Annotated in this window: 12 protein-coding genes; all 12 read left to right on the plus strand. The window is 67.3% G+C overall.

The window, feature by feature from the left end:
• Positions 1-3: 3 nt before the first annotated feature.
• Complete coding sequence (narH, locus tag ACKY0X_RS05935; RefSeq protein WP_409428694.1) at positions 4-1,611, plus strand: nitrate reductase subunit beta; 1,608 nt, start codon at positions 4-6, stop codon at positions 1,609-1,611.
• Positions 1,608-2,276, plus strand: a complete 669-nt coding sequence (narJ, locus tag ACKY0X_RS05940; RefSeq protein ID WP_409428695.1) for a nitrate reductase molybdenum cofactor assembly chaperone — start codon at positions 1,608-1,610, stop codon at positions 2,274-2,276. The genes narH and narJ overlap by 4 nt, the downstream gene beginning before the upstream one ends.
• Positions 2,273-3,022, plus strand: a complete 750-nt coding sequence (gene narI / locus ACKY0X_RS05945; RefSeq protein WP_046284209.1) for a respiratory nitrate reductase subunit gamma — start codon at positions 2,273-2,275, stop codon at positions 3,020-3,022. The genes narJ and narI overlap by 4 nt, the downstream gene beginning before the upstream one ends.
• Positions 3,019-3,336, plus strand: coding sequence for a DUF732 domain-containing protein (locus tag ACKY0X_RS05950; protein ID WP_409428696.1), 318 nt, complete (start codon positions 3,019-3,021; stop codon positions 3,334-3,336). The genes narI and ACKY0X_RS05950 overlap by 4 nt, the downstream gene beginning before the upstream one ends.
• 12 nt (positions 3,337-3,348) lie before the next feature.
• Positions 3,349-3,732: a RidA family protein gene (locus ACKY0X_RS05955; protein ID WP_409428697.1), complete on the plus strand. Its 384-nt coding sequence runs from the start codon at positions 3,349-3,351 to the stop codon at positions 3,730-3,732.
• Between the two features lie 39 nt (positions 3,733-3,771).
• Entirely contained in the window at positions 3,772-4,161 is a 390-nt protein-coding gene (locus tag ACKY0X_RS05960; RefSeq protein WP_409428698.1) for a MarR family winged helix-turn-helix transcriptional regulator, read from the plus strand.
• A 61-nt stretch (positions 4,162-4,222) separates the two neighbouring features.
• Positions 4,223-6,106 carry a translational GTPase TypA gene (gene typA / locus ACKY0X_RS05965; RefSeq protein WP_065039405.1) on the plus strand — a complete coding sequence of 628 codons (1,884 nt, stop codon included), beginning with the start codon at positions 4,223-4,225 and terminating at the stop codon, positions 6,104-6,106.
• A gap of 65 nt (positions 6,107-6,171) precedes the next feature.
• Positions 6,172-8,085: an ABC transporter family substrate-binding protein gene (locus ACKY0X_RS05970; protein ID WP_409428699.1), complete on the plus strand. Its 1,914-nt coding sequence runs from the start codon at positions 6,172-6,174 to the stop codon at positions 8,083-8,085.
• Between the two features lie 158 nt (positions 8,086-8,243).
• Positions 8,244-9,128 (plus strand): hypothetical protein, encoded by an 885-nt coding sequence (locus tag ACKY0X_RS05975; protein ID WP_409428700.1) that lies wholly within the window; start codon positions 8,244-8,246, stop codon positions 9,126-9,128.
• Positions 9,129-9,178: 50 nt separating this feature from the next.
• Complete coding sequence (gene mshB / locus ACKY0X_RS05980; protein WP_409428701.1) at positions 9,179-10,096, plus strand: N-acetyl-1-D-myo-inositol-2-amino-2-deoxy-alpha-D-glucopyranoside deacetylase; 918 nt, start codon at positions 9,179-9,181, stop codon at positions 10,094-10,096.
• Between the two features lie 174 nt (positions 10,097-10,270).
• A complete protein-coding gene (locus tag ACKY0X_RS05985; protein ID WP_409429520.1) occupies positions 10,271-10,669 on the plus strand; it encodes a hypothetical protein in 399 nt (132 codons plus the stop codon).
• A gap of 73 nt (positions 10,670-10,742) precedes the next feature.
• Positions 10,743-13,289 (plus strand): bifunctional FO biosynthesis protein CofGH, encoded by a 2,547-nt coding sequence (locus ACKY0X_RS05990; RefSeq protein ID WP_409428702.1) that lies wholly within the window; start codon positions 10,743-10,745, stop codon positions 13,287-13,289.
• Positions 13,290-13,349: the final 60 nt, after the last annotated feature.

Genomic DNA, 13,349 nt, shown 5'->3' on the forward strand with positions numbered 1-13,349 from the left:
GCGATGAAAGTAATGGCGCAGATGGCCATGGTGATGAACCTGGACAAATGTATTGGGTGCCATACCTGTTCGGTGACCTGCAAACAGGCCTGGACCAACCGCGAGGGCACCGAGTACGTCTGGTTCAACAATGTCGAAACCCGCCCCGGCGGTGGCTATCCGCGGACCTATGAAGACCAGGGCCGCTGGAAGGGCGGTTGGACGCTGGACAAGAAGGGCCGGTTGCGCCTGCTGGCCGGCGGCCGGCTCCACAAGCTGCTGAACATCTTCGCCAACCCCAACCTGCCTGGCTTGAAGGACTACTACGAGCCGTGGACCTACGACTACGAGAACCTGACCTCGGCGCCGCTGGGAGACACCATTCCGGTTGCGGCGCCGAAGAGCTCGATCACCGGCGAGCCGATGAAGATCCAGTGGGGACCCAACTGGGACGACAACCTCGCTGGGGCGCCGGAGACCCTGGTCAACGACCCGATCCTGGCCAAGGTCAGCGACCAGGTCAAAAGCGAGTTCGAAGAGACCTTCATGTTTTACCTGCCGCGGATCTGTGAGCACTGCCTGAATCCGTCGTGCGTGGCGTCGTGCCCGACCGGGGCCATCTACAAGCGTGAAGAAGACGGCATCGTGCTGGTCGACCAGGACCGCTGTCGTGGTTGGCGGTTGTGCGTGTCGGGATGCCCGTACAAGAAGGTGTACTTCAACCACAAGACCGGCAAGGCCGAGAAGTGCCATTTCTGTTACCCGCGTATCGAAGTCGGCTTGCCGACGGTGTGCTCGGAGACCTGCGTGGGCCGGCTGCGCTACATCGGCCTGGTGCTCTACGACGCCGACAAGGTGCTCGAGGCCGCTTCGGTCGACGACGACACCCACCTGTATGAGGCGCAGCGCGGCGTGTTCCTGGACCCGACCGATCCGCAAGTGATCGCGGGCGCACGTGCCGAGGGGATCTCGGATGCCTGGATCGAGGCCGCGCAGCGGTCGCCGATCTACGCGTTGATCAACACCTTTCAGGTGGCGTTGCCGCTGCACCCGGAGTACCGGACCATGCCGATGGTCTGGTACATCCCGCCACTGTCGCCGGTGGTCGACGCCGTCAGCCGCGACGGCCACGACGGCGAGGACCTGGGCAACCTGTTCGGGGCACTGTCCGCGTTGCGTATCCCGATGGCCTATCTCGCCGAGCTGTTCACCGCCGGCGACACCGGCGTGATCGAGGGTGTGCTGCGCCGGCTGGCGGCGATGCGCTCCTACATGCGCGACATCAGCCTGGGCCGCGAGACCCAGCCGCACATACCCGCCTCGGTCGGTATGACCGAGGAAGAGATGTACAACATGTACCGCCTGCTCGCGATCGCGAAATACGAAGAGCGCTACGTGATTCCCACCGCCTACAGTCAGCAGGCGCACGACCTCGAACACCTGGGCTGCTCGATCACCGGTGGGCCCGAGGCCCATGAAGAGGATCCTTTCGTCGGCGCCGATGACGTCGCGAAGACGTCGTTCCATCTGGTCGAGAACGGGCACGCGCAGCGGCCGAGGGGCCGGACCAACCTGCTCAACTGGGGTGGCGGGGACCGGGCCGTGCCGGAGATGTTCCCGGAGCATCAGTGAGGCGATTCATTCACTCCCTGCGACGCCCGGCCGGTGGCCCCGCCGACCGGGCGGTGTGGCAGGCGGCGTCGCTGCTGCTGGCCTACCCCGACGAGCACCTGTCCCGGCGGCTCGACACCGTCGAAGCACTGATCGCCCACGCCGACGCGGCGGCGGCGAATCTGTTGCGGCGCACAGTTGCCGCGCTGCGTTCCGCCGACCCGATGGCTGCTGCCGTCGAGTACGTCGAAACCTTCGACATGCGGCGGCGCTCGACGATGTTTCTGACCTACTGGACCGGTGGTGACACCCGCAACCGCGGGATGCAGATGCTGGCCTTCGCCACCGCCTACCGCGAGGCCGGCGCTGAGCCGCCCGTGGGGGAGGCGCCTGATCACCTGCCGGTGGTGCTGGAGTTCGCCGCGACGGTGGATCCGCAGGCCGGCCGTCGGCTGCTGCTGGCGCACCGCACGCCGATCGATGTCCTGCACCGTGCGTTGAGCGAAGCGGGGTCACCGTATGCCTTCGCCGTAGGGGCAGTCTGCGAGACGCTCCCGGCGGCAACCGATCAGGAGGTGCAGAACGTGAGTCAGCTGATGGCGTCCGGGCCGCCCGCGGAAGCTGTTGGGCTTCAACCCTTCACGGCAGCCGTTTCGCTCGGGATGCCGACGGTGCCGACCCGATGACCGACGTCACCCTCACCAGCCCCGCGGAGCTGTGGTGGGACATCGTGCCGTACTTCGTGCTGGCCATCGCGGGCGTCGCCACCTGGTGGCGATACAAGTACGACAAGTTCGGGTGGACCACCCGCTCGTCGCAGCTGTACGAATCCAAGCTGCTGCGGATCGGCAGCCCGATGTTCCACTTCGGCAGCTTCGTGGTGATCGCAGGACACATCATGGGGCTCTTCGTCCCGGAGTCGTGGACCGAAGCGCTGGGCATGAGCGACCGGCTCTATCACCTACAGGCACTGATCCTGGGACTGCCCGCCGGTATCGCCACCCTGATCGGGGTCGGGCTGCTGATCTACCGGCGTCGCACCGAGCGCTCGGTGTTCAACGCCACCAGCGTCAGCGACAAGCTGATGTATGCGGTGCTGGTGTGCGCGCTGGTGGTCGGGATGAGCTGCACCCTGATGGGCACCACGACCTACGGCGAGGAACATGACTACCGGCAGACGGTCTCGGTCTGGTTCCGGTCGATCTTTACGCTCGATCCACGGGGCGATTTGATGCTGCAGGCGCCGCTGTATTTCCAAGTTCACGTCATGATTGCGTTGACTTTGTTCGCGCTGTGGCCGTTCACTCGTCTGGTGCACGCATTCAGCGCGCCGATCGGGTATCTGTTTCGGCCGTACATCGTCTACCGCAGCCGCGACGTCGCTAGGAGGAATCAGCCGATGGGTTCACGACCGCAACGGAGGGGCTGGTGAGAATCCGCGCGGCGCTGCTAGGCGCGCTCGGCTGTGTCTGCTTCGCGGCGCCGGCTCTGGCCGAGCCCTCCGAAACCGACACCAATTTCCTGGTGTCCTTGCGGGCGGCCGGCATCACCTACAACAACGCTGACCAGGCCATCATCACCGCGAAAATGGTGTGCGGGTTCATCGCCGAGGGCCAGCCCAGCCCGCAGGTGCTCGAGGGCCTCAAGGCCCGAAACCCGGGCCTGACGACCGAACACGGCACCCAGTTCGTGGGGATCGCCGCCCAGGTGTACTGCCCCGATCAGCTGGTGCGCAACGGCACCTAGAACGGAGCAACCATGAAGGTCGTGATTCCCGAGTGGATGAAGCCGATCTACGCCAATTTTCACTATGCGCCGGCCGTCATCGTCGGAGATCAGCTGCGCTGCTCGGGCATGATCGGCATCCGGCCGGACCTTTCGGTGCCGGAGGACCCCGCGGAGCAGATCACCCTGGCCTTCGAGAATCTGCGCGGTCTGCTCGGCGAGGTGGGCCTGACCTTTGCCGACGTCGTTGAGATGACCACCTACCACGTCGGGCTCTCTGCGCAGATCGACCGATTCATCGCCGTCAAGGACGCCTACGTTTCCGCCCCGTACCCCGCGTGGACAGCCGTCGGGATCTCCGAACTGGCCATCCCGGGGGCAGTGGTTGAAATTCGGATCACCGCACAGCTGAGCTGAGCTGCGCGCGCCGGCGGGGCTCGGCATAAAGTTACAGACGTGCCACTGCCTGACGAGGTCTATTCCCGACTGCTTGCGTTCCGCACGCGGTTGCGGCGCTTCGAGCGGTGGAGCGCCGACCAGGCGCAAGCGGCCGGACTCACCCCTGCGCAGCACCAGTTGCTGCTGGCGGTGCGCGGCCACAGCGATTCGCGGGGGCCGACGGTCGGCGACATCGCGGAATACCTGCTGTTGCGCCACCACAGTGCCGGAGAGCTGATTCAGCGGGCCGAAACGGCCGGCCTGGTCACCCGGGTCCGCGACAGCGGCGACCAGCGGGTGATCCGGCTTCAGCTCACCGAAACGGCGGCACAATGCCTGCAATCGTTGACCGAACTGCACCTCAAGGAGCTCGAGAGGTTCTCCGCGGAGTCCCCGCTGGGGCTGTGACCTTCATTGCTCTAGGCTTCACGTTTTCGCGATTGACAGGGTGCGCTGGCAGAATCGCCCGGTGAACTTTCGTAACGTCGCCATCGTCGCGCACGTAGACCACGGCAAGACGACTCTGGTCGACGCCATGCTCCGCCAGTCCGGCGCCCTGCAGGAACGCGGTGAGGCGCAGGAGCGCGTCATGGACTCCGGGGATCTGGAGCGGGAAAAGGGCATCACGATCCTGGCCAAGAACACGGCCGTGCATCGCCACCACCCCGATGGAACCGTCACCGTCATCAACGTGATCGACACCCCGGGCCACGCTGACTTCGGCGGCGAGGTGGAGCGCGGGCTGTCCATGGTCGACGGCGTGGTCCTGCTGGTCGACGCGTCCGAGGGGCCGCTGCCGCAGACCCGATTCGTGCTGCGCAAGGCGCTGGCCGCGCACCTGCCGGTGATCCTGGTCGTCAACAAGACCGACCGGCCCGACGCCCGCATTGCCGAGGTGGTCGACGCCAGCCACGACCTGCTGCTCGACGTGGCCAGCGACCTCGACGACGAGGCGCAGGCCGCTGCGGAACACGCCCTGGGATTGCCCACGCTGTACGCCTCCGGCCGGGCCGGGGTGGCCAGCACCACCGCGCCTGCCGACGGTCAGATTCCGGACGGCGACAACCTCGACCCGCTGTTCGACGTGTTGCTCGAGCACGTCCCGCCGCCGTCGGGCGACCCGGAGGCGCCGCTGCAGGCGTTGGTCACCAACCTCGATGCCTCGCCATTTCTGGGCCGGCTCGCCCTGATCCGGGTCTACAACGGCCGCATCCGCAAGGGCCAGCAGGTCGCCTGGATGCGTGAGGTCGACGGCGAACCGGTGACCACCACCGCGAAGATCACCGAGCTGCTGGTCACCGAGGGAGTCGAACGCAACCCGACCGAAGAGGCCGGCGCCGGGGATATCGTCGCCGTCGCCGGTATCAGCGACATCATGATCGGCGACACCCTGGCTGATCTGGCCTCTCCGGTCGCGCTGCCGCGCATCACTGTCGACGAACCGGCGATCTCGGTGACGATCGGCACCAACTCCTCGCCGCTGGCGGGCAAGGTCTCCGGCCACAAGTTGACCGCACGGATGGTCAAGTCTCGTCTGGACACCGAGCTGATCGGCAACGTGTCGGTCCGGGTGGTCGACATCGGCCGCCCCGACGCCTGGGAGGTGCAGGGCCGAGGGGAGCTGGCGCTGGCCATCCTCGTCGAGCAGATGCGCCGAGAGGGCTTCGAGCTGACCGTCGGCAAGCCGCAGGTGGTGACCAAGAAGATCGACGGCAAGGTGCACGAGCCGTTCGAGCACCTGACCGTCGACTGCCCCGAGGAGTACGTCGGCGCCATCACCCAGCTGGCGGCCGGCCGCAAAGGCCGGATGACCGAGATGGCCAACCACACCACCGGGTGGGTGCGGATGGAGTTCATCATCCCCAGCCGCGGCCTGATCGGTTGGCGCACCGACTTTCTGACCGAGACGCGCGGCACCGGTATCGCCAATGCGGTGTTCGAGGGCTACCAGCCGTGGGCCGGCGAGATCCGCGCCCGGCACACCGGGTCGCTGGTGTCCGACCGGGCCGGGTCCATCACCCCGTTCGCGCTGATCCAGTTGGCCGACCGTGGGCAGTTCTTCGTCGAGCCGGGCCAGGACACCTACCAAGGCATGGTGGTGGGGATCAATCCTCGGGCCGAGGACCTCGACATCAATGTCACCAAGGAGAAGAAGCTCACCAACATGCGGTCATCGACCGCCGATGTGATGGAGACGCTGGCCCGTCCGATCGAGCTTGATCTGGAGCAGGCGATGGAGTTCTGCGCGGCCGACGAGTGCGTCGAGGTCACCCCCGAAGTGGTCCGGGTCCGCAAGGTCGAACTGGACTCCACGCTGCGGGCACGCAGCCGCTCCCGGGCCAAGAACCTCTAGGTTTGGGCGCGGTTTTGCGCGCTGCTCGACGGTCTTCGCGCCGAAAACGCCGCCCGGATACCCTGGTGGCCGTGCCGAGACCAGCCCGCCGCGCCCATGTCACGGCGGGGGCACTGGTTTCGGCAACGATGCTGGTGCTGACGCAGGCGATCTCGGGGTGCACGGTGAACCCGCCGCCGGCACCGCAGAGCACCGAGACGCCGAAGAGCGCAGCGCCGCCGCCACCGCGAATCAGCCAGATCATCATGGGCATCGATTCCATCGGGGCCGGCTTCAATCCCCACCTGCGGTCGGACCTGTCGGCAGTTACCGCGGCGATCAGCGCACTGGTGCTGCCCAGCGCGTTTCGGCCCATTCCGGACTCCAGTACGCCTACCGGCTCGCGGTGGGAGATGGACCCGACGCTGTTGGTGTCGGCCACCGTGACTTCCGAGGCGCCGTTCACGGTGACCTACCGGATCCGGCCCGAGGCGTCCTGGACCGACAACGCACCGATCGCCGCCGACGACTTCTGGTACCTGTGGCAGCAGATGGTCACCCAGCCCGGTGTCGTCGACCCGGCGGGCTATGACCTGATCACCGGTGTGCACTCCGTCGAAGGCGGCAAGCAGGTGGTGGTCACCTTCGCCAAGCCGTACCCGGCGTGGCGGGAACTGTTCAACAACATCGTTCCGGCGCACATCGTCAAGGACGTGCCGGGCGGTTTCCCGGCCGGCCTGGCTCGTGCCCTGCCGGTCACCGGCGGTCAGTTCCGGGTGGAGAACATCGACCCGCAGCGCGACGCGATCCTGCTCGCCCGCAACGACCGCTACTGGGGCCCGCCGGCCAAGCCGGACCTGGTCCTGTTCCGCCGCGCCGGGTCAGCGGCAGCGCTGGCCGACTCGATCCGTAACGGGGACACCCAGGTGGCTCAGGTGCACGGCGGCTCGGCGGCGTTCGCGCAGCTGTCGGTGATCCCCGGGGTACAGACCACCCGGGTGGTCACGCCCCGAATCATGCAGCTCGCGCTGCGGGCAGCGGAACCCAAGTTGGCCGATGTGCGGGTTCGCCGGGCCATCCTGGGCCTGCTCGACGTCGGCCTGCTGGCCACGGTGGGCGCCGGCAGCGACAACACCGTCACCTTGGACCAGGCCCAGATCCGCACTCCCAGCGACCCCGGCTATGTGCCCACCGCGCCGCCGGCGATGTCCGAATCGGCCGCGCTGGCACTGTTGCAGGCGGCCGGCTACCGAGTCGAGAAGGATGCGCCGCCCTCCGCGCTGGTTCCCCCGGCCGGCTCCGCCACTGGTGTGCCGCACCCGCCGGAGATCACCCGGGGGCGGATCAGCAAGGGCGGAGAACAGCTGTCGCTGGTCATCGGGGTGGCGGCAAACGATCCGACCTCGCAGGCCGTGGCCAACACCGCCGCCGACCAATTGCGCAACGTCGGGATTGCCGCCACGGTCCTCGCGCTGGACCCGGTGAAGCTCTACCGGGAAGCGCTGGTCACCCACCAGGTCGATGCGATCGTCGGCTGGCAGCAGGCCGGCGGCGACCTGGCGACGCTGCTGGCTTCGCGCTACGGCTGCGGTGCGATGGCTCCCACGACCGTACCCACTTCGGTCAGCCCGGTGCCGGGGCCGTCGGCGACTCCGGCCTCGCAGTCCCCAGCGCCAGCGCCGGCACCGGCCACGACGACCTCGAAGGTTCCGCCCCGCTCCGCCGCGCCCGGGGCGCTGATTCAGGCTCCGTCGAACATCACCGGCGTCTGCGACCATGCCATCCAGGCCGAGATCGATGCGGCCATCGATGGCAGCAAGTCCATCGGCGAAGTGATCGCCTCCGTCGAACCCCGGTTGTGGAATATGGCGACGGTGCTGCCGATCCTGCAAGACACCACGATCGTGGCAGTCGGTCCGAGCGTGACCAACGTCAGCCTGACCGGCGCAGTACCGGTGGGCATCGTTGGCGAAGCCGGAAACTGGGTCAAGCTGCCCTAGCGAAATACCCAGGCGTTAGGCTTGCCCAGGCTGGAGGTCCACGGGGGAGCAACAGGTGAACGCCAGCCGGAATCGGCATTAACGAAGTCTTGCGCACAGGCAATTCTTGGGTAAGATTAAGCAAACCTGCGCTGGACTCGTCGGAGGGGGATTTGTCAATGGAACACCTCGCTCACCGCTGCGCCACTGTCGCGGCCGCAGCTCTTGGTGTCGGAGGTCTGGTCGCAGTACTGACGTCGATGACCCCGGCCCTGCCAGAGGTGCAGATTCGCGACGTCGACCTGGCCGCGGCAAACGTCGACGTGAGCCCGAGCCTGGACGTCATCGAGAACCACGTCCGCCCGGACATCGTCGGCGGCGGGGCCGACGTCCAGGAGATCAACCTGGGCTCGCTGCTCTTCGAGAGCGGCGACGGCGCCTACGGACTCGGCTCGACGTTCCACGGGGGCGAGCTGGACGCGAGCGTGTTGAACGAGCTGACCGGGGGCAGCTTCGACCCGCAGAACCTGCCGATCGGGTTGTCTTCTTTCACGCCTGACCTGGGTGCGGCAGAGATCCCGGGTGTCGGGGCGTTCAGCGGTGGAACCGCGCAGGTTGCCAACATTGCTGCGGCTGACTTGGCAACCGGCTTCAGCCTCCTCCTGCAGGCGATCCCGGACGCGCAGCAGGCGATGAACTCCGCCATCATCGCGATGGAGGCGGAGTTCAACAGTGCGCTTGTCGCCGCACAGCAGGCCGCCGCCGAGCGGCTGTTCGGCGACAACCCTGAATTCAATGACGTCGTGAACTGGATCTTCAGCATCAACAACACGGTGCTGGCGCAGAATGAGGCCGCGTTCAACGAGCTGTTTGGGATCAGCTTCGATACCCACGACAGCCTGCTCGGCCACTTCGACCCGGCGATCCTCGACACCGACTGGACCACCCTGCTCGGGTTCGGTCCAGACGAGTTCAACGACATCGTCAACGCGATTCAGGGTGACAACCTCGCGCTGCTGTTGGGCAGCATCGACTGGGATGGGCTGTTCGGCGGCCTGTTCTGATCGGTGCGAAGGACGCCGATCCATTCGGCGTGCGGCGGTAGGGTTTTGGCGTGTCGGATCCGATTCCACGGTTGCTGTTCGTGCATGCCCACCCCGATGACGAAACCCTGACCACCGGGGCGACGATCGCCCATTACGCCGCCCGCGGCGCCGACGTGCATGTGGTCACCTGCACGCTGGGGGAGGAGGGCGAGGTCATCGGGGACCGGTGGGCGCGCCTGGCGGTGGACGGGGCCGACCAGTTGGGCGGCTATCGGATCGGTGAGCTGACTGCGGCGCTGCAGGCGTTGGGAGTCGGCCCGCCGCAGTTTCTCGGCGGCGCGGGACGCTGGCGTGACTCGGGGATGACCGGCACGCCGGCGCGGCGCCAGCAGCGGTTCATAGACGCCGCCGACGCCGAGACCGTCGGGGCGCTGGCGGCCATCGTCCGGAAGCTACGCCCGCACGTGGTCGTCAGCTACGACCCGAACGGCGGGTACGGTCATCCCGACCACATACACGCCCATCACGTCACCACCGCGGCGCTGGCCGCGGCGGCAGAGGACGGCTCCGAACCGGGGTGGGCCACGCCGAAGTTCTACTGGACGGTGACCGCCGGCAGCGCCCGACGGACCGCCCTGGAAGAGCTGCGAGACACCGACCGGCTGCCGCATTGGACGGCGGCCGATGCGCCGGACCAGCCGGCGGTCGGGGACTTCTCCGATGACCGGATCGATGCGGTGATCGAGGCTGCGGAGGCACGCGCGGCCAAGGTGGCAGCCATGAACGCCCACGCCACCCAGATCACCGTCGGGCCGACCGGCCGGGCGTTCGCGTTGTCGAACAACGTGGTCCAGCCGATCTTGGATGCTGAACATTACGTCCTGGTGGCCGGTGAACCCGGTCCACGCGACGACCGGGGATGGGAAACCGATCTCCTGGCCGGACTTCAGCTCGATGACGACGGTCACAAGGTAGGCTCCTGCTGAGCAGTTTTGTAGAGGCAAGGACTTAGGTGGTTTAGGCATGGATCCCGATCTGGACCCGAACTTGGAGCACTGGCAGTGGTGGCTCGACAGCTACCAGTGGATGGTCGGTTCGTTGGTCAGCCAGCTGGAGAGCATCCCCACTTGAGCCCCGTCGCGTCGCTCACCGAGCCCGCGATGCCCACTGATGCGCCGGCATTCAACTTCGTCGTGTTGGCGCTGCTCGCCCTCGACGGCGCGCTCTGCGCCGTGGCCACCGCGCTGCTGTTGCCTGCGCACATCGGTGCCGTCCCCTTTCCGCTCAGTGCCCTGATTGGGGGCCTGGTCAACGCTGGCCTGGTGTGGGTGGCGCAGCGCTGCACCGAGTCGCTGCGGTTGGCGGTGCTGCCGCTGTGGACCTGGTTGTTGACCATCGCGCTGATGACCTTCGGTGGTCCGGGTGACGACCTGATTTTCGCCGACCGCGGCGTGATGGCCTACGGCGTGCTGCTGATGATCGTGCTGGGCAGCGCGCCGCCCGGGTGGGTGCTGTGGCGGCGTCGCCAAGCGCTGACTGCACTCGCGACGGCCGGGTGACCCGGGCGGACCGTCTGGCCTGGTGTGCGCTCGCCAGCCCGGTTGGCGCGGCGGCTACTGTGGCGCTTATGGCATGCGCGAGATTCCGGATGCGGGTGACGCGCGGATGACGAACTCGTCGGCACTGCGCCGCGTACTGCGACGCGCCCGCGACGGCGTGCTCCTCAATGTTGAGGAAACCGCGATCGCCATGACCGCGCGTGGCAGTGACCTGGCCGACCTATGTGCGAGCGCCGCCCGGGTCCGAGACGCCGGTTTGGTGTCGGGAGGCCGACGCGGACCGGGCGGACGGCTGCCGGTCACTTACTCGCGCAAGGTGTTCATCCCGGTCACCCATCTGTGCCGCGACACCTGCCACTACTGCACCTTCGTCACCGTGCCCGGCGTGCTGCGTGCGCAGGGCAAACAGATGTACCTGGGTCCCGATGAGATCCTCGACATCGCCCGCCGGGGCGCCGAGTTGGGTTGCAAGGAGGCGCTGTTCACGCTCGGCGACCGGCCCGAGGACCGCTGGCCCGAGGCGCGGCAGTGGCTCGACGAGCGCGGCTATGACAGCACGCTGGCCTACGTACGGGCGATGGCCATCCTGGTGCTGGAGGAGACCGGCCTGCTGCCGCACCTGAACCCAGGGGTGATGAGCTGGTCGGAGATGTCGCGGCTCAAGCCGGTGGCGCCGTCGATGGGCATGATGCTCGAAACCACCTCCCGGCGGCTGTTCGAGACCAAGGGCCTGGCGCACTACGGCAGCCCGGACAAGGATCCGGTGGTGCGCCTGCGCACGCTGGCCGACGCGGGCCGACTCTCGATCCCGTTCACCACCGGACTGTTGGTCGGCATCGGCGAGACGCTCGCCGAGCGTGCCGACACCCTGCACGCGATTCGCAAGGTGCACAAAGAGTTCGGGCACATCCAGGAAGTCATCGTGCAGAACTTCCGGGCCAAAGAGCACACCGCGATGGCGGCGGTGCCCGACACCGGTTTCGAGGATTTCCTGGCTACGGTGGCGGCGACCCGGCTAGTGCTGGGCCCCAAGATGCGGGTGCAGGCACCGCCCAATCTGGTGTCGGCCGAAGAATGCCTGGCGCTGATCGGCGCCGGGGTCGACGACTGGGGCGGGGTGTCGCCGCTGACCCCCGACCACGTCAACCCGGAGCGGCCCTGGCCGGCACTGGACGATCTGGCCGCGATCACCGAGCAAGCCGGTTACGACCTGGTGCAGCGGCTTACCGCTCAGCCCGACTACGTGCTGGCCGGTGCGGCGTGGATCGATCCGCGCGTGCGCCCGCACGTGGCGGCGCTGGCCGATCCGGACACTGGCTGGGCCCGCGACATCAATCCGGTCGGGCTGGCCTGGCAGGAACCCGATGAGGTGCAGTCCGCCGGCCGGGTGGATCTGCACACCGCGATCGACGTCGACGGCCGGGCCACCGAGACGCGCAGTGATTTGGGCAGCGCTTTCGGGGACTGGGAGTCGATCCGCGAGCAGATTCACCAACTGGCGGCTCGTGCGCCCGAACGCGTCGACACCGATGTGCTGGCCGCGCTGCGTTCAGCCGAGCGTGACCCGGCCGGCTGCACCGACGCCGAGTATCTGGCATTGGCCACCGCGGACGGGCCGGCCATGGATGCCGTTGCCGCACTGGCCGACTCGCTGCGCCGCGACACCGTCGGTGACGACGTGACCTACGTGGTCAACCGGAACATCAACTTCACCAACATCTGCTACGTCGGTTGCCGGTTCTGTGCCTTCGCCCAGCGCAAAGGGGACGCCGACGCGTTTTCGCTGTCGAACGCCGAGGTCGGGGAACGTGCCTACGAGGCGCATCTGGCCGGCGCTACCGAGGTCTGCATGCAGGGCGGCATCGACCCGGAGCTGCCGGTCACCGGCTACGCCGATCTGGTTCGCGCGGTCAAGGCGCGGGTGCCGTCGATGCACGTGCACGCGTTCTCTCCGATGGAGATCACCAACGGGGTGTCCAAGAGCGGCTTGAGTATTCGGGATTGGCTGATCAGTCTGCGTGAGGCGGGACTGGGCAGCATTCCGGGCACCGCCGCCGAGATCCTCGACGACGAGATCCGCTGGGTGCTCACCAAAGGCAAGCTGCCGACCTCGATGTGGGTGGAGGTGGTCAGCACCGCGCACGAGGTGGGGCTGCGGTCCAGTTCGACGATGATGTACGGCCACATCGATTCCCCGCGGCACTGGATCGGACACATGCGGGTGTTGCGTGGCATCCAGGACCGCACAGGCGGTTTCACCGAGTTCGTGCCGTTGCCGTTCGTGCATCAGAGCTCGCCGCTGTACCTGGCCGGCGGGGCGCGGCCCGGCCCGAGTCATCGCGACAACCGCGCGGTGCACGCGTTGGCGCGGATCATGTTGCACGGCCGCATCCCCAACATCCAGACCAGCTGGGTCAAGTTGGGAGTGGAGCGCACCCAGGTGATGCTCAATGGCGGCGCCAACGACCTGGGCGGCACCTTGATGGAGGAGACCATCTCGCGGATGGCCGGCTCCGAGCACGGCTCGGCCAAGACCATCGCGGAGCTGACGTCGATCGCCGAAGGCATCGGCCGTCCGGCTCGTCAGCGCACCACGGACTACGCACCGCTAGCGATCTGACCCTATTGCGATTTCGGCGCGGTTTCTCCCGCTGAGCGGGAGAAACCGCGCCGAAATCGC

It is taken from the genome of Mycobacterium sp. SMC-11 (assembly GCF_046250095.1).
GTDB classification, from domain to species: Bacteria; Actinomycetota; Actinomycetes; order Mycobacteriales; family Mycobacteriaceae; genus Mycobacterium; species Mycobacterium heraklionense_A.